Origin of the sequence: Geobacillus sp. LEMMY01 (assembly GCF_002042905.1) — a bacterium.
GTDB lineage: Bacteria > Bacillota > Bacilli > Bacillales > Anoxybacillaceae > Geobacillus > Geobacillus proteiniphilus.
In genome coordinates this window covers 82711-99961 of the sequence record NZ_MVKA01000008.1, presented here as the reverse complement: position 1 = coordinate 99961, position 17251 = coordinate 82711, and the positions used below count along the sequence as shown (strand labels likewise).

Below are 17251 nucleotides of genomic sequence, written 5' to 3'. Positions count from 1 at the left end.
AGGTTTTAAAAAGAAAAAGCCCAGCGCGGTGGGCGGGGTTACGGCGTTTCTTCTGCCAACGACAACGCCTCTCGATAGAGACGTTGGGAGAGATAAAATCCATTTTCAAGCAAAGTGTCTAACAGCGGCTTGACTTCCGCTATTTTCCTGTTTTTCTTTCCCAGAATCAAAACTCCGATTGTACCGATAGGCCGTAAAAGGAATTGTTTCGACAATGATCTGGCAGCATGCTCATCAATCACAACGACTTGAGCACCAAGTTCTTTCGCTCCAATAATAACTTCTAACTCCCCGGCATGGAATTTTCCATATAAACTTTCAACAAGGCTGCGATTTTTTACATGGTATAGCCTAAACACCCCCTCGCTGACCAATCGTTTGAGCTCCTCTTTTCCATAATGGCGTGGGGCATGGTTATGAACAATTTCTTGATAGACAGCTTCCGGAACATATACTTCATCAAATAGTTCAGACAAAAGAGTCAATTGACCAACGATCGACAGACCTATAATCGGTGTAGAATTAACCGTAACCCTACTCATTGTGATCCCTATTTTCTTTGCTCAATTTTTGCACCGTGTCCCAATCATCTTTGATGTGTTCCTCCGTATATTCCATCCAAGGAATCGCCTTCGAACGCAATACATCGATAAATTCCCCTAAGGATTTTCCTGCCAATTCAGCCGCTTTCGCCAGCGTCACCTGTTTTCCAACAAACAAACCAATCGCCAATGAAAGCTTTATTTTTGCCTCAACTGTGTTGCCTTCCAATTCATTAATGGCGGGCAAAAACTCTTTCGGCAAGTTCACCTGAAAGTAGTCCATGGCCATTGAACTCACACCCTTTTTTATTTTATTCTATCACACTTCGCGCCTTTTGGATGCTGTCACGGAACGAATAGCATTTCCAAATTTTTTACTACACGCTCAACACGATAGAAATGAAACCGACTCAATTGAACACTCCCCACCCGCGCTCACGTAGAGAAGTAGGGGATTCTCGGGAACACCCTAACATACGGTAAGCTGTCAGCTAAGCCATCCCTGTGCATCCCACCGTTGAGCTTCCTCAAAAAGATCGCAATCGAAGCCCTTCCTTTGTTCTTTTGGTGCAAGGGGAAGATCGTTGGTGGAAGACGCCGGTTCATCCCCCACTTACGCTCATGCTTGGAAGTTGAGGCCTTCTCGGTTCGAGGTGATAAAAAGGGGACTGACCCAAAAGGGTAATTTTCCTTAACAAAACACAACATATTGTCTATATACGGTAATAAGAAAGGGTGTCCCGATCCTTTTGGGACACCCTCTTACAGCCTATTTTACTAATATCTCGCCGTCACCATTTTCTTTCTCGTGTAAAATTCGACGCCGTCGCGGCCGTTGGCATGAAGGTCGCCGTAAAACGAGTTTTTGTAGCCCGAGAACGGGAAAAACGCCATGGGCGCCGGGACGGCGACGTTGACGCCAAGCATGCCGGCGTCGATTTCTTCGCGGAACTGGCGGATCGCTTTGGCGCTATCGGTGTAGATGCAGGCGCCGTTGGCAAATTCCGATCGGTTGGCGATCTCAATCGCTTCGTCCAGATCGCGGGCGCGGACGACCGACAAGACCGGGGCGAAAATTTCATCCGTCCAAATCGCCATGCCTGGTTTGACATGGTCAAAAATCGTTGGACCGATAAAATACCCTTTTCCGCTTGTCGCCGAGTCGCGGCGTCCGTCGCGGACAAGGAGCGCCCCCTCTTTTTCGCCGATTTCGATGTATTTGATCGTCCGCTCTTTATGCGACTCGCGGATGACCGGGCCTAAAAAGACGCCTTTGTCGAGCCCATTGCCAATTTGGATGCGGTCGGCGGCTTCTTTGAGCCGTTCGACCAACTCATCGGCGATATCGCCGACTGCAACGACGACCGAGCACGCCATGCACCGCTCGCCCGCCGAACCGAACGCGGCGTTGATGATGTTCGTCACCGCCATATCGAGGTCGGCGTCCGGCATGACAATCGAATGGTTTTTCGCACCGGCGAGCGCCTGCACCCGCTTGCCGTGGGCGGCGGCTGTTTTGTATACATACTCGGCGACCGGCTGCGAGCCGACGAACGAAACGGCTTTAATATCTTTATGTTCTAAAATGCCGTTCACGACCTCGTGCGCCCCATGAACGATATTGAGCACCCCCGGCGGCAGTCCGGCTTCGGTGAACAGTTCAGCCAAGCGGTTGGCCAGCATGGGCGTCCGCTCAGACGGCTTCAACACAAACGTGTTGCCGCAGGCGATCGCGAGCGGGAACATCCAGCACGGCACCATCATCGGGAAGTTAAACGGCGTAATCCCGGCGACGACACCGAGCGGGTAGCGGTACATCCCCGATTCGATATCGGTCGCGATATCCGGCAGCTGTTGGCCCATCATGAGCGTCGGAATCCCGGCCGCAAACTCCACGCATTCAATGCCGCGCTGCACTTCACCGTAGGCGTCCTCATAGACTTTGCCATTTTCTAGCGTCACAAGTCTAGCGAGTTCGTCCCAATGTTCGACCAACAGCTGCTGATAGCGAAACAAAATGCGGGCGCGACGCGGAACCGGGACTTTGCGCCATTCGCGGAACGCTTCTTTCGCGGCCGCCACCGCCGCATCCAGCTCCTCGCGCGAGGAGAGCGGCACTTTCGCCAATACTTCCCCCGTTGCCGGGTTCGGCACGATTTCTTCTTTTCCGGATGTCGAAGCGACCCATTGGCCGCCAATAAAGTTTTTCAATGTTTTTGTTTCGGTTACAGAGCTCATGAATGAAACCACCTTTCTAGTCGATCTTTCAAAAGATTGGTTCATGAACGTACACAAGAGCTATGGATGATCGGCGAGCGCTTCCTTTCGCGGAAACGGCCGGCGGGCTGAACGCTTCCAAAAAGCGGCGTTCTTTGCTGTCTGTTTGCTGCTGGTCGCTGTCATGCGTCCTGCAATCGCCATCCCAGCCGCCGGACTCATTTACGAACTTACGGTTTTGGTGTCGTACTGATAGTCGTAACAATAATGGTACAATGCCACAATTTCCTCATGCGTCGGCACTTTCGGGTTGTTGGCGGGGCTGCCGCTCGCAAGCGCGTCAGCCGCCATTTTGTCCACCACCTTGTCAAACGCTGTTTTGTCAATGCCCCACGTTTTCATATTCGGGATGTGCAAATCGCGGCAAAGCTGTTTCACTTCCTCAACGAGCGCCTCAGCCGCTTCCGTATCGGAAACGTCTTTGAGCGGCGGCTTGATGATTCGGGCGATCACCGCCAATCGTTCGATGGCGCTGTCTTTTGTAAACTCAAGCACCCCCGGCAGCAACATCGCGTTCGATACGCCGTGCGGCACGTGGAAAAGCGCTCCGATCGGCCGCGACATGCCGTGCACGAGCGTCACCGAGGCGTTGGAAAAGGCCATGCCGGCCTTCATGGCCGCGATCGCCATTTTCTCCCGCGCTTCGATGTCTTGGCCGTTTTCATACGCCCGGCGCAAATGGCCGATGATCGCCTCAATGGCGGATAGAGCTAACACATCGGTCACCGGGTGGGCGCGTCGGGAAATATACGCCTCGATCGCATGGCACAGCGCATCAACCCCGGTCGCCGCTGTAACGGACGGCGGGCATGAAACCGTGAGCAACGGGTCGACAATCGCCACGGCTGGAAGCAGCGCCGGTTGGGAAATCATCATTTTGACGTCTGTCTTCGTATCAATAATGACCGTCACTTTCGTCACTTCGGAACCGGTGCCGGCCGTTGTCGGAATAGCGATGAGCGGCAGCGGTTTTTCGGTAAACCTTTTTTGATTGCCGACATAGTCGCTGATCGTTCCTTCATTCGTCATCATCACGGACACCGCTTTGGCGGCGTCGATGCTGCTGCCGCCGCCAAGAGCGATAATGACATCGCACTGCTCGCTCCGGCAGACGTCAAGCGCTTCCTTCACATGGACATCCGTCGGCTCCGTGTCAACCCCTGTGTACTTGGCAAACGTCATCCCCACCTGTTGCAAGTATTGCTCGCAACGGGCGACAAGGCCGATTTTCTCCATCACCGGGTCGCTGACGATCAGCGCTTTCGTCCCGAGCGCTTTTGCTTGTGGGCCGACTTCGGCGAACGTATCGCGCCCATACACAACCCGGCTGGGCACCAACAATTCGTACATCGTTTCCCCTCCTTTTTTGACAACGGTTTCATTTCCTTATAAAGCAAATTCCGTGCCAACATACAAAAGGCACCATGATAAGGGGGCTGTTTCGAAACGAAAACGCGTTCACCGACAGTAAGCAGACATTTTCCCTACAATACCAGACACTTATCCAACAGAGCAACAAAAAACAACGGCTTTGCCGCCGTTGCCTACAATCCGTATTTTTTCAGCTTCTCATATAACGTCGAGCGGTGAATGCCGAGCCTCCTTGCCGCTTCCGCCTTGTTGCCGCCCGCCGCCACCAGCGCCGCAGCGATGCGCTCACGTTCCGATTGATAGACCATTTCTTTCCACCGATCAGCCATCTTCACACCACCGTTTGGCAAAGACGAGGCTGCCGGTTGAACGGTCGACAAGTAAGACGGCAAGTGTTCGCGTTCCACTTTTTCCCCTTCGACCATACTGATCAGCCATTCGACGACGTTGACCAGCTCGCGGACGTTCCCCGGCCATGAATAGTGGACAAGCACTTCCATGGCCTCTTTGGTAAACGACTTCAACGCGACGCCAAACTGCCGGCACATCCGCTCCATATGGTAAGCCAACAGCGCGGGAATATCCGTTTTCCGCTCGCGCAACGGCGGAAGATGAATGCGAATGATATTCAACCGATAAAACAAATCTTCGCGAAAGGTTCCATTCCGCACCATCTCCTCGAGCGGCTTGTTCGTCGCGGCAATAATGCGCACGTCCACCTCTGTCCCCGACAATCCGCCGACTTTTTCCACTTTCTTTTCTTCCAAGACGCGCAAAATTTTCGCCTGCATGGCAAGCGGCATATCGCCGATTTCATCCAAAAACAGCGTCCCTCCATGGGCGAGTTGAAACTTGCCGGGCTTGCCCCCTTTTTTCGCACCGGTGAACGCCCCATCTTCATAGCCGAACAGTTCCGCTTCCAACAACGACTCAGGGATGGCGGCGCAATTCACGCTGACAAACGGTCCGTCCGCATGCGGCCCCGCTTCATGGATCGCCCGCGCCACCACCTCTTTCCCCGTTCCGCTTTCACCGGTAATGAGCACCGTCGACGGCACGCGCGCCGCCCGACGAATCATCTGCTTCACAGCGGCGATCGACGGGTGGCGGCCAATGATCCGCTCGATTCCTTTCGGGGCGGAGGCGGCCGTCTCCTGTGGTTTCGCTTCCGTCTCTTGCTTCTCCTTCCGGCTTGCCTCACGCGACAGCTCCTGCAGGCGCCGGAAAATTTCATATACTTCCGATACCCCTTGGAAAATAAGCATCCCGATCGCCCCGATCACCTTGCCGTCCCGCCAAATCGGAATAGAGTGCACAACCATCGGCTGGCCGTAAATTTTTTGAATATATCCTCTTTCTGGAATGCCCGATTGAACACAAATGTGCAGACGGGTGTTTTCGATCACTTCCGTCACATGTTTTCCGATCGCTTCTTCCCGGCGAATGCCGAGAAACTGGCAATACGCCCGGTTGATTTCACGAACCACGCCGTCCTCATCGACGACAACCACCCCTTCGTACGCCGCATCCAACACCGTTTTCATCGTCTCAGCCAGACGGTGCGTTTCCTCCAACTCACGCCGCAGTCGCTCGAGCTCATTCGTTGCTTTGGAATCGCTTTCGGACATTGGCATTGCAGCGCAGACGCCTTCCTGTTTCGTTTCCCACTTGTCGGAAAATGCCATCAATACTTCCCCTATCGGCATGGAACGATCGAGCCCATCCGCCGCCGCCCGCAGCATCATCCGCCACGTGCACCGCCCCACCGTCCGGCCATGCTCATCGATCACGTTCACCGACTCAAGCCCACGAGCCGCCATCCGTTGCATGACTTCTTGCAACGTTTGGCGACAAACGACGGTTGGCAAAGCACTGCAATCACTCGCCATTCCCCATTCCCCTTTCGTTCTTCCCTCTTTCCGTACCGTTCGCCGTTGGCGTGAAAAAATCCTTCTGTTCCTTCCTTGGAAATGCTGTAGAAGGATGGTGATTGAACAGGAAATACGGCTCAACAATGGGATTTCTCAAATTAGAAAGCTCCATAAAAGGCTATCTTTCTCTTCACTCGAGAACCGTTGATTTAGGAAAAATGGCTGATTTTCACCAGCCTTCTAGGGAAACACGTACCAATGACAAAAAATGGGGCTGACCCAAAAGGGTAATTTTCCTTAAACAAAACACAACATATTGTTTCTTAATGATTTGTTTTATACCTTATATGCGGTAAAAGTAAATAAGAAAGGGTGTCCCGATCCTTTTGGGACACCCTCACCTCTTTTACGCCAAAATCCCCTCAATTTTCTCGAGCACATCTTCGCTGAGCACGACATCGACCGCTTTGACGTTCTCTTCGACTTGTTCCGGGCGGCTGGCGCCGATTAAGGCGCTAGCGACGTTCGGCTGGCGCAGCACCCAAGCGAGGGCAAGCTGGGACAACGTAATGCCAAGCTCAGCCGCGATTTTTTCGAGTTGTTCCACTTTCGTTAACACTTCGTCATTGAGCAATCCTTGGATAAACGTATTCGCTCTTGGATCAGCGGCGCGGCTGTCAGCCGGCAACGCTTGACCTCGTTTGTATTTGCCGGTCAGCACCCCTTGGGCGAGCGGCGAAAAGACGATTTGACTGATGCCGTTTTGTTCGCACACCGGGATGACTTCCTTTTCAATATAACGGTGAAACATGTTGTATTGCGGCTGATTGACGACGATCCGGTCGAGCAAGTAGCGGTCGGCCACGCCGAGCGCCTCTTGAATTTGCTGGGCCGTCCATTCGCTCACGCCGACATACAGCACTTTTCCTTGGCGGACGAGATCATCGATCGTACGCAACGTCTCATCGACCGGCGTTTCTTTGTCATAGCGGTGGCAGTAGTAGATATCGACATAATCCAGTTGCAGCCGCTTTAAGCTCGCATGGAGCTGCTCAAACACATGCTTGCGCGACAGGCCGCGGTCGTTCGGGCCGTCGCCCATCGGCCAAAACACTTTCGTCGCGATGACATACGATTCGCGCGGATATTTGCGCAGCGCCTCGCCGACGATTTTTTCCGCTTCCCCGCGCGCGTAGACGTTCGCTGTGTCAAACGAGTTGATGCCAAGTTCGTACGCCTTGTCAATGACGCGGATCGCGGTTTCTTTTTCCACCGAATTTCCATATGTAAGCCAGCTGCCTAAACTAATCTCACTGACTTTCAGCCCCGTGCGGCCGAGTTTTCGATACTTCACCTTCGCTCCCCTCTCCTTTTGACGGCAATCAATGCCAAATTCTTCATGTCCTCATTATAATCCTCGATCGCTGATTTGCAAAGAGATTTGCCTTACTATTCAAAAAATGACTTCCCCTTCTTTGCGTCCATCATCGTCTTTTTCAATCGATTCACAAAATTTTTGTAGATTTCCGTAGATTTTCGTAGATGCGCATTTACAATCAATTCGAAAAACATTCACAAATTTGTCACAAAGGAGGGGGGCTATTGATTTATTTCCACCAAGTCAACAAATACTACGGCGATTTTCATGTGTTGAAAGACATTAACTTGACGATCAACCAAGGGGAAGTCGTCGTCATTATCGGGCCATCCGGTTCGGGCAAAAGCACGCTTGTGCGCTGCATCAACCGGCTCGAGACGATCTCAAGCGGCGAACTGATCGTCGACGGCGTCAAAGTGAACGACAAACACATCAACATTAACGAACTGCGGCGCAATATCGGCATGGTGTTTCAACATTTCAACTTATACCCGCACATGACCGTCTTGCAAAACATCACGTTGGCGCCGCGCAAAGTGCTCGGCATGTCCGAAAAAGAAGCGAACGAGATCGCCATGTATTACTTGGAGAAAGTCGGCATTCCGGACAAAGCGAACGCCTATCCGTCCGCGCTGTCCGGCGGCCAGCAGCAACGCGTCGCCATCGCCCGCGGATTGGCGATGAAACCAAAAATCATGCTGTTTGACGAGCCGACATCAGCACTCGACCCGGAAACGATCGGCGAAGTGTTGGATGTCATGAAGCAGCTGGCGAAAGAAGGGATGACGATGGTCGTTGTCACCCACGAAATGGGATTCGCCCGCGAAGTGGCCGACCGCATCGTCTTTATGGATCAAGGCCGCATTTTAGAAGAAGCGCCGCCTGAGGAGTTTTTCGCGGCGCCAAAAGAAGAACGGGCTCGCGTCTTTTTAAGCCGCATTTTAAACCATTAATTCCGGTCAATCAAAGGGGGTTTTTTCTCATGAGAAAGAAAGCATGGAAATGGTGGATAGCCGTCGCCTTGACTGCCTTATTGAGCGCTGTTGCTTTAACGGGCTGCAGCACAACGGACAAAGGAGAAGGCGGAACATCGTCAGAAACCGCCAAAGCGACCAATACGCTTGAAAAAATTAAACAACGCGGCAAACTCATCGTTGGCGTCAAATATGATTTGAACTTATTCGGGTTGAAAAACCCGGAAACCGGAAAAGTCGAAGGATTTGACATCGATATTGCCAAAGGATTGGCGAAAAAAATTCTCGGCGATGAAAACAAAATTGAATTGAAAGAAGTGACGTCAAAAACGCGCATCCCGATGCTGAACAACGGGGAAATTGATGCCATTATCGCGACAATGACGATCACCGAGGAACGGAAAAAAGAAGTGGATTTCTCGGATGTGTACTTTATGGCCGGGCAATCGCTGCTCGTCAAAAAAGACAGCCCGATCAACAGCGTGAAAGACTTGAAAAAAGGAATGACCGTTCTGACAGCGAAAGGTTCGACATCGGCGGAAAACATCCGCAAAGTCGCGCCGCAGGTCAACGTGCTTGAATTTGAAAACTACGCGGAAGCGTTTACAGCGTTGAAAGCCGGCCAAGGCGATGCGCTGACCACCGACAACGCGCTGCTTTGGGGCATGGCGAAACAAGATCCGAACTATCGCGTCCTTGATGAAACGTTCACCGAAGAACCGTACGGCATCGCCGTCCGCAAAGGAGACAAAGAACTGTTGCAAGTCATCAACGAATACTTGAAAGAAATTAAAGAAAACGGCGAATACGATAAGATCTACGAAAAATGGATCGGCAAAAAGCCGCAACAATAACAGGCGAAACGGTGGGCGGAACATATCCGCCCACCTGTTTGCCCAAAGGACAGGCCATGAGTCAGCGAGGAAAGGAGGCGTTTAGCCTTGTTGCGCTATTCTATTTTAGTTGAACATTGGGATTTGTATATGCAAGGGTTTGGCCATACGATCAAGGCCAGCGTGCTGGCGCTGATCGGCAGCTTGGCCCTGGGGACCATCATCGCCATTTTCCGCATCGCGCCGATTCGCCCGCTCAATTGGGTCGGAACGGCGTACGTGGAATTTATCCGCAACATCCCGCTTGTGTTGATCGTTTTCGTTTTTTTTATGGGCTTGCCCGCCGTCGGCATCCGGTTTGACTCGTTTACCGCCGGAACGCTCGGACTGATGGTGTATACCGCTGCTTTTATCGCCGAAGCGATCCGCTCGGGCATTCAAGCCGTTCCGAAAGGACAAATGGAAGCGGCCCGTTCCTCCGGGTTGACCTACTTACAGGCGATGCGTTACGTCATCTTGCCGCAGGCGGTGAAAATCGTCATTCCGCCGCTTGGCAACCAGTTCATCAACTTGGTGAAAAACTCTTCGGTGCTTGGCGTCATCGCCGGATTGGATTTAATGTATTACGGCGACTTGATTTCCTCGAAAACGTTCGTCACCTTTGACGTTTATATTTTCGTCGCCTTGTTTTACCTCGTCTTAACGATCCCGCTCAGCCTTGGCGTCGGCTACTTAGAGCGCCGGTTGCTCAAGGCGCGGTAGGAAAGGAGGCCAAATGATGGATTTTGCCGGTGCTTACGCGCCCGCCCATTTGAAGTTTTTGCTTCAAGGGTTTCTCGTCACATTGGAAGTGGCGTTCATTTCGATTGTCTTGAGTTTTGTCTTTGGCATTATCATCGGGGTCATTCGCTATACGAAAATCCCGGTGCTTTCCCAATTGCTGGCCGTGCTGGTCGAAACGATCCGGAATTTGCCGCTGTTATTAATCATTTTCTTTACGTATTTCGCCCTTCCGGAAGTCGGATTAAAGCTTGATAAAATGTACGCCGCCATTTCGGCCTTGGTGATTTTTGAATCGGCCATGTTATCGGAAATTGTCCGCAGCGGCCTGCAGTCGATCGATAAAGGGCAAATCGAAGCGGCTCGCTCATCGGGGCTCACGTATATGCAGACGCTATGGTACATCATTTTGCCGCAAGCATTGCGGCGCATGGTGCCGCCGATCGTCAGCCAGTTTATTTCCTTATTGAAAGATACATCGCTCGCCATTGTCATTTCCTTGCCGGAATTGATGAACCATGCGCAAATCATTAACGGCCGCAACGTCAATTTTGTCATCCCGATCTTCATTCTTGTGGCGTTCATGTACTTTATCGTCAACTATTCGCTGTCGTTATTATCTCGCCGGTTGGAATACCGTCAGCGGTGATGGAACCGTATCCCCTTCTTCAGCCGGGGCATACGGTTTTTTCTTGCCATCTCTTTTCGTTAAAAAAGATCCGTTGTTTTCGCTTTCCTGTTATATAATAGAATTATAGATTAGGCCATGACCTTCGCAAAGGCGGTGACGTCCACTGACACCAGCGAAAAAAGAACCGCTTTGGCTTCTTTTGCTTTTGCTTTCTGCTACCGCGTTTCTGGGCGAAATGAAAATGAATCCGTTTGACAGCCCTTTTCGCGTCTCACTCGGCAGCGCCGTCTTTTTTCTCGGGCTTGTCGCCTTTACTTCTCTTCCCCCGCTCGTCATCGGCGCAAGCACTGGCGCGGTGGTCGTCGGGTTTCGCGTCTTTCTTGACTCATTGACGGGCGAAATGTCCGCTTCAGAAAGTGTGCTGACCCACATTCCGGCAGCCGGGTATTATATCAGCTTTTCAGCGATGGCGGCTGCCGTTCGTTTTCGCCATCGAATGGCCGCACCGATTCGGGCTGGAGCGGTTGGAGCGGCGCTCGACTTTTTTGCTAACGCCTGTGAACTAGGGATCCGGTATTGGATGGGCGAGCCGTTTGCCTTCAGCGGCCAAACAGTCATCGTCTTATGGTTATTCGCCATTTTGCGCAGTTTCTGCGTTATTGGCGTTTACAATATGTGGGTGACGAAGCATGTCCGCTCGCTCGCTGAAGCGAGAAAGCAAGAACTCGAGCGGCTCATTATGGTGAGCAGCGGATTATACGAAGAAATGTTTTACTTGCAAAAATCAATGGCTCTCATGGAAGACATGACGCGCCAAAGCTATGACCTTTACTCGCGGCTGATCGAAAGAAAACACGTTGAACCGCGCGTCGCCCTGGAGCTTGCCGAACATATTCACGAGACGAAAAAAGATATGCAGCGCATTTTCGCCGGCCTTTCTAAGCTTATCGGCCGCCAATCGGTGCGCGGGCGCATTTCGATTGCCGAACTGTGCGCCATGGTCATTCGCGCCAATGAAAAATACGCCAACTTATCCGGAAAAACGATCACATTTTCGTACAACGGCCATATCGATCTCATGACCGACCAACTGTATCCACTTCTTTCCGTACTCAATAACTTAGTATCCAATGCCGTCGAGGCGATTGGCGAAAGTGGGGCCATCTGTCTGCGCACACGCCTTGAAGGAACCGAATTGATCATCGAAGTGGAAGATAGCGGCCCCGGCATTGCGGCTGATGACATCGCCTGGATTTTTCAGCCCGGATTCACAACAAAATACGACCGCCAAGGCAATCCGTCAACAGGCATCGGTCTTACCCATGCACGGGATATCGCCCAAACACTTGGGGGGCATCTACAGCTCGTCAAAAGCGAGCCGGGGCAGACGGTGTTTCGCCTTGCCGTGCCGACAGCCCACCTCCTGCAAAGCACGTCGATCACAGCCAAAATGTCCGATCACGAGGCTGACCAGCAAGAAAATGCCGTGATGTAGGCAATGGCACCCATTCTGGAACTTCCAAAGAAAGGAGAGAACAAAGGACATGGGGCTTCGCTTTTTTCTCATCGAAGACGATCCTGTCGTAAGGAAGATGTTGGAAAAGTTAATTGATGAATCCGAACTTGGCGAGGTGGTCGGCTGTGCCGAAGAGGGACTGCACGTTCGCGCGGCCGACTTGCTTCACGTGGATGTGGTGCTCATTGACTTGTTAATGCCGGGGCGTGATGGCATTCAGACGATCAAGGCGTTGCGGGAAGAAGGATTTGCCGGAACCTTTATCATGATTTCTCAAGTTGAAAACAAAGAAATGATCGGCCAAGCCTATTTGCATGGCATTGACACGTACATTCAAAAACCGATCAACCGCTATGAAGTGCTGTCCGTGCTGAAACGCGTCGCCGATCACATGTCCGCCGTCCGCTCGCTCGAGTCGATCCGCCAGGTGCTCAAAGGGTTTGAGACGCAAACGGCCGATGCCGCCGTCTCCAAACCGTCCGCCATTGAGCAACAGGCGCAACAGCTTCTGCTTCTTCTTGGCGTCGCCGGCGAGGCGGGCAGCGCGGATGTGCTTCTCGTGGTGCGCTGGTTGGCCGAGCAAGAAGCAAAAGGCCTTCCCGTCCGCGAACTGCCGCCGCTGAAAGAACTGTATGCAGGACTCGTCCAGCGGGAATACGGCCTGTCCCCGACTGAAACGGCCAAGGAAGCGCGGGCGATGGAACAGCGCATCCGTCGGCTCGTCTTGCAGGCGTTCACCCATCTCGCTTCCCTCGGCCTGACTGACTACACGAACCCGACGTTTGAGCATTTCGCACCTAGGCTGTTTGATTTCGGTGACATCCGTCGACGGATGAAAGAGCTCGAACGCGGCCAAGCTGAGACGGAATGCCGGATGAATGTGCGGAAGTTTTTAACGGCTTTTTTTCTCGAGCTGAAGCGCGTCTAGAAAGCTGGTGATTTAGTGAAGAAGGCTGATGGCCCCGCCTATTTTTCAATTAGAGAAACCTTGCCGGACGGACTTGCGATTCTGATCCAACGCCGTTGATTTGCGCGCGACGCCCCGTTTTTCACTAGGCTTCTAGGGGTGGGGAATCCACCATCCCCTTCACTTCACGACCCGCAAATGCGAAAAACTTGGAACTCGGGATGATGAAGTTGCGTTTCCTGTTAAATGGCCAGTCTTCTACATGATGATGGGGCTGCCTTTAGGACAGGTCAACCTTTTTCATTCCTTATGCCAACTGCGCCGCTCTTCGCTAGCAACGAATGAGACAAAACGAACGACACTCGCTTCGCTTGTGTCAGCCGCCTGAGCCAGTTCTTTCGTCGTCATATTCGGCACGAGCTCAGCATGATCGAGAATGTAGGCGGCTACCTTTTTTTCCGCCGGTGAAAACCGTTCCATTTGCTGTTCAATTTTCGTTAAAATGCCAAGTTCATTCATCTTTTTTCTCCCTTTCCGTCCACCGTTTCATATTCATCTTATCATGGATGGGCGTCTGTTCTTCACGCCAATAAAAACTTTAATAAAAAATATTTGAATTCGAGATATATGTTTGCTATGATAATGATGTGAATATGAATCGTATGACAAGAGGAGGAAAAACGATGACAACATTTCAACTCGACAAAGCGCACAGCTCTGTCGCCTTCCAAGTGAGACATATGATGATCTCCAAAGCGAAAGGGGAATTCACCAACTTTGACGTTGAGGTGCAAGGCGACATCAACGAACTCGAGTCGCTGAACGTGAAAGCGACGATCGACGCCGCCTCGATCGATACGAAAAACGCCGACCGCGACAATCATCTCCGCTCGGCCGACTTTTTCGATGTCGAGAACTATCCAACCATTACGTTTGTCAGTGAGTCCGTGCGCAAGCTTTCCGACACGGAATATGAAGTGACCGGGAAGCTGACGATCCGCGGCGTGACGAGAACGGAAACGTTCAAAGTCGAATACAACGGCCAAGTGAAAAACCCGCTCACCGGCGGCATCTCGGTCGGTTTTGATGTCGAAGGAACGATCAACCGCGAAGACTACGGGTTGGTATGGAACGTCGCGCTCGAAACCGGCGGATTCCTCGTCGGGAAAGAAGTCAAAATCCTCGCGAGCTTTGAATTCGCTCTCAGCTGAACGACCAAGCAACAAGCCCTTAGCCATTTGCGAGGCTAAGGGCTTATTGCGCTTCATTGCGCCGTATACCCGCCATCGATCACGACCGCCTGGCCGGTGACGCCTTTAGCTTGTTCCCCCTTTCACCTTTCTGCCCTATATAGATCCCGCTAACTAAGAAAACTTTGAAGTTCTTGCAACAACTCTTCAAGATTATCAGTAAACGGTGAGTGGCCCGCATTAGATAATATGGTAAACTTGGCTCTCCCGCCAAAATCATGAACAATCTCTTCCTGCATACTCTTCGTGACGACCTGATCATGCTCTCCCCAAACAACAAGCGTGGGAGCCACAATACGATCCACCTCACCTGTTCCCTTGGTTAGGCCATTATCAAAATGACTGATATTAAAATGATTCAGTGCATGGTATACGTCAAGCAAATTTCTTTGCATCAACACCTCGTCTAAGTAAACCTCATACCTCTCTGGCGAAGGCTGGTTATGCACATACATCGTTGCATTAAACAATTGCCTTAAAAAATGTTTATCCTTTCTTCGGTATGCATCAGTGATCGGAACACTGCGCAAAGGATCACGGGCGATCTCTTCTTTTGTTCTCAAGCGTTCCGTCAAAATCGGTTGCCCGCGCTCATCCACTTTGTAAAATGGATATCCTCTTGTAGAAACGGAAGCCAATAAAACCAGTTTTTCTACTTGATCCGGGTAATCAGCAGCAAATTGCATGCACACACCGCCGCCCATTGACCAGCCGACAAGGGAAAACGTTTTAAGGCCAAGCATATCGACAAATTGCTTGACGTCTTCAGAGAAATCCTTTAGTGAGTGGATCGGACGGGTGTACGATGAAATTCCTTGGCCGCGCAAATCGATAGCGTACAGCTTATACGTTTCATCCATCTGTTCAAACATCAAATCCCAATGCTTGGATGAGACCATGTTGCCGTGAACAAGGAGGACGTGTTTTTCTCCGCCTTCCCTCTCACGATAACCGATCGTTTCCCCATTGGGCAATACAACTGATTTTAGCTCTATCCGTTTCATGTTGCTTCCTTCCCTTAGAGTTGATTTTGGAAACAAATCTTTTCAGTGTCATGCAAAAATCTCTTGACCTCATCCACCAGTTGCTCATATTTTGATAAAATGATCGAGTAATGATTGGCGTCGTGAATTTCCACAAAATAACTATGTGGCAAAGAGGATGTTAATCGTTCCCATTTTTCCTTCGTCACCATAAACGTCTCCCCATCTTTAAAAGAGTCGGGAGCCCATAACAATAGAGTTGGAATATTGATGTGCTGGTAAAATCCATCAATGGATGTCTCTTTCAACATATTCAATTCCTCCATGATCGCTTGCTTACATACCTTTGAACAGACAGAACCGTCAAACCGATGCTCGACATCTGCATAAAAATATTGCTCCACATATTCGTTCCATTCATCAAAAAAAGGATTTTTCTTCATTTCGTTCAAATATGTGTCAAAATCGGGGAACACCGTATCCAGTCGGTCAATGGCTGGGCGAATTTTCACGAATACTCGTTCATCAATATTTACCCCACCATCAACAAGAATCAAGCGAGATAAACGCTGTGGATAGGTGGCAGCAAAACTGGCGCCAATTAATGCGCCAAGGGAATGTCCCATATAAATGATTTTCTCTAATCCAAGGTGGTTAACAACTTGTAAAATATCTTCAGTATGCTGGCGGATATTATAGCCGGATTTCGGCTTCTCGCTGTCGCCACGCCCTCTCAAATCGATGGCCAATACACGATAACTGTCCACCAGACGTTCCGCCACTGAATCCCAATAACGGCTGTTGGCCGTTAACCCATGGACACAAATAATTGTTTCGCCTGTACCGCCAAAATCAACGAGGTGAAGATCAATACCGTTGATTTTTATTTTTTTGTCTTTCATTAGATTCCATCTCCTTCACTTTTTCCATCCGTGGACTAAAATGTTTTTTCATACTGCGTTTTTGCAACCGAATGTACAACCGTTTGTTTTCTTTTTCTTCGATCTCTCCATTGTCCTAATGCCCCGACAATGCCTTTTGGAAAAAACATGACAGCGAGAATATACACAATTCCAAAAAAGATCATCCATCGTTCAAAAATCCAATGCACCTTTGCTAGACCCATCAAACCATGTTTCGCCAATTCGATGAGCCCTGAGCCGATGATGGCCCCGATTAAAGTGCCGACACCGCCGATGATTGTCATTAACAGCGCATCGAGCGTGATCTCAGTCGAGAAAACCGATGTATTGACAAAACGCAAACTCACTGCATATAAAATGCCGCTGAATCCGGCAAAAATGCCGGCCACCACATTGACAATCACCTTATAATAGAGCACACGGTAACCGAGAGATTCCGCGCGTGCCTCATTTTCCCGGATCGCCACTAGTACTCTTCCAAGGGGCGATTCTGTAAACCGTTGTAAACAGAAATAAGTGATCACCATAAACAAGAGGGAAATGAAATAAAAGGACAGTCGATCACGAAACGGATCTGGCACCATAAAAGTGAATCCGTCATTTCCCATCGTCAAGGACCGCCATTTTTCCGCTACTACCATCAGCAAGCCGGCGACAGCCAAAGTCAACATTGCAAAGTAATGGCTTTTTAACCTTAATGTCAGCATACCAATAGTAAAGCTGAGAATCATCGACAGCATGAGCGTCACGAGAGCGGCCAAAAACACGCCAGCCATAGTCGATTCGTCCATTCTTCTCATGAAAATAGCTAACGTATATGCACCAATCCCGAAAAACATGGCATGACCGAATGACACCACTCCCGTATACCCGAGCAGCAAATCATAACTCATCGCAAATACGGCAAAGATAAAAACTTGGCTAAACAATATAAGCAATGTTCGAGAATCATAAAGAAAAGGCAACGCGATTAGAACAAGCAACACGAACATCAACGAGACAGAACGCCTTGACA

The 17251-nt window shown here is 50.6% G+C and carries 16 protein-coding genes and 1 pseudogene; 7 read left to right on the top strand and 10 right to left on the bottom strand.

Annotated elements, in window-relative coordinates:
• Positions 1-38 precede the first annotated feature (38 nt).
• The 6 genes from B1A75_RS05830 to B1A75_RS05805 all read right to left on the bottom strand — a co-directional run bounded on the left by B1A75_RS05830 (position 39) and on the right by B1A75_RS05805 (position 7415).
• On the bottom strand, positions 39-542 hold the full coding sequence (locus B1A75_RS05830) for a PIN domain-containing protein (protein WP_021322439.1): 504 nt from the start codon (positions 540-542) through the stop codon (positions 39-41).
• On the bottom strand, positions 535-810 hold the full coding sequence (locus B1A75_RS05825; RefSeq protein ID WP_223813678.1) for a UPF0175 family protein: 276 nt from the start codon (positions 808-810) through the stop codon (positions 535-537). Before B1A75_RS05825 ends, B1A75_RS05830 begins: the two co-directional genes overlap by 8 nt.
• Before the next feature lie 509 nt (positions 811-1319).
• Positions 1320-2780, bottom strand: coding sequence for a CoA-acylating methylmalonate-semialdehyde dehydrogenase (locus tag B1A75_RS05820; RefSeq protein WP_062898676.1), 1461 nt, complete (start codon positions 2778-2780; stop codon positions 1320-1322).
• Positions 2781-2981: 201 nt separating this feature from the next.
• Positions 2982-4169 carry an iron-containing alcohol dehydrogenase gene (locus B1A75_RS05815; RefSeq protein ID WP_079935887.1) on the bottom strand — a complete coding sequence of 396 codons (1188 nt, stop codon included), beginning with the start codon at positions 4167-4169 and terminating at the stop codon, positions 2982-2984.
• A gap of 194 nt (positions 4170-4363) precedes the next feature.
• Positions 4364-6079, bottom strand: coding sequence for a sigma 54-interacting transcriptional regulator (locus B1A75_RS05810; protein WP_079935886.1), 1716 nt, complete (start codon positions 6077-6079; stop codon positions 4364-4366).
• 388 nt (positions 6080-6467) lie between these two features.
• Entirely contained in the window at positions 6468-7415 is a 948-nt protein-coding gene (locus tag B1A75_RS05805; RefSeq protein ID WP_013523972.1) for an aldo/keto reductase family protein, read from the bottom strand.
• A 248-nt stretch (positions 7416-7663) separates the two neighbouring features.
• On the opposite strand from B1A75_RS05805, the gene B1A75_RS05800 reads away from it, so the two are divergent.
• The 6 genes from B1A75_RS05800 to B1A75_RS05775 all read left to right on the top strand — a co-directional run bounded on the left by B1A75_RS05800 (position 7664) and on the right by B1A75_RS05775 (position 13101).
• Positions 7664-8392, top strand: coding sequence for an amino acid ABC transporter ATP-binding protein (locus B1A75_RS05800; protein WP_011231462.1), 729 nt, complete (start codon positions 7664-7666; stop codon positions 8390-8392).
• A 29-nt stretch (positions 8393-8421) separates the two neighbouring features.
• The gene (locus B1A75_RS05795; protein WP_011231463.1) at positions 8422-9267 is read left to right on the top strand and encodes a glutamate ABC transporter substrate-binding protein; all 846 of its coding nucleotides are present in this window, start codon (positions 8422-8424) and stop codon (positions 9265-9267) included.
• A gap of 87 nt (positions 9268-9354) precedes the next feature.
• Positions 9355-10008, top strand: a complete 654-nt coding sequence (locus tag B1A75_RS05790; RefSeq protein WP_011231464.1) for an amino acid ABC transporter permease — start codon at positions 9355-9357, stop codon at positions 10006-10008.
• 16 nt (positions 10009-10024) lie between these two features.
• Complete coding sequence (locus B1A75_RS05785) at positions 10025-10675, top strand: amino acid ABC transporter permease (protein WP_074043572.1); 651 nt, start codon at positions 10025-10027, stop codon at positions 10673-10675.
• Positions 10676-10898: 223 nt separating this feature from the next.
• Positions 10899-12152: a sensor histidine kinase gene (locus tag B1A75_RS05780; protein ID WP_254866605.1), complete on the top strand. Its 1254-nt coding sequence runs from the start codon at positions 10899-10901 to the stop codon at positions 12150-12152.
• 49 nt (positions 12153-12201) lie between these two features.
• On the top strand, positions 12202-13101 hold the full coding sequence (locus B1A75_RS05775) for a response regulator (protein WP_079935885.1): 900 nt from the start codon (positions 12202-12204) through the stop codon (positions 13099-13101).
• A 327-nt stretch (positions 13102-13428) separates the two neighbouring features.
• Here B1A75_RS05775 and B1A75_RS05770 read toward each other — a convergent pair.
• A pseudogene (locus B1A75_RS05770) lies at positions 13429-13599 on the bottom strand (MurR/RpiR family transcriptional regulator); the annotation flags it as partial.
• Between the two features lie 164 nt (positions 13600-13763).
• On the opposite strand from B1A75_RS05770, the gene B1A75_RS05765 reads away from it, so the two are divergent.
• Positions 13764-14291 carry a YceI family protein gene (locus B1A75_RS05765; protein WP_014196045.1) on the top strand — a complete coding sequence of 176 codons (528 nt, stop codon included), beginning with the start codon at positions 13764-13766 and terminating at the stop codon, positions 14289-14291.
• A 149-nt stretch (positions 14292-14440) separates the two neighbouring features.
• On the opposite strand, the gene phaZ is transcribed toward B1A75_RS05765, so the two are convergent.
• From phaZ to B1A75_RS05750, 3 genes are read right to left on the bottom strand one after another with little or no spacing between them, the layout of a single operon-like run.
• On the bottom strand, positions 14441-15334 hold the full coding sequence (phaZ, locus tag B1A75_RS05760) for an intracellular short-chain-length polyhydroxyalkanoate depolymerase (RefSeq protein WP_023633761.1): 894 nt from the start codon (positions 15332-15334) through the stop codon (positions 14441-14443).
• A gap of 14 nt (positions 15335-15348) precedes the next feature.
• Entirely contained in the window at positions 15349-16215 is an 867-nt protein-coding gene (locus B1A75_RS05755; RefSeq protein ID WP_020279045.1) for an alpha/beta fold hydrolase, read from the bottom strand.
• 35 nt (positions 16216-16250) lie between these two features.
• Positions 16251-17228, bottom strand: a complete 978-nt coding sequence (locus B1A75_RS05750; protein WP_050582821.1) for a branched-chain amino acid ABC transporter permease — start codon at positions 17226-17228, stop codon at positions 16251-16253.
• Positions 17229-17251 lie beyond the last annotated feature (23 nt).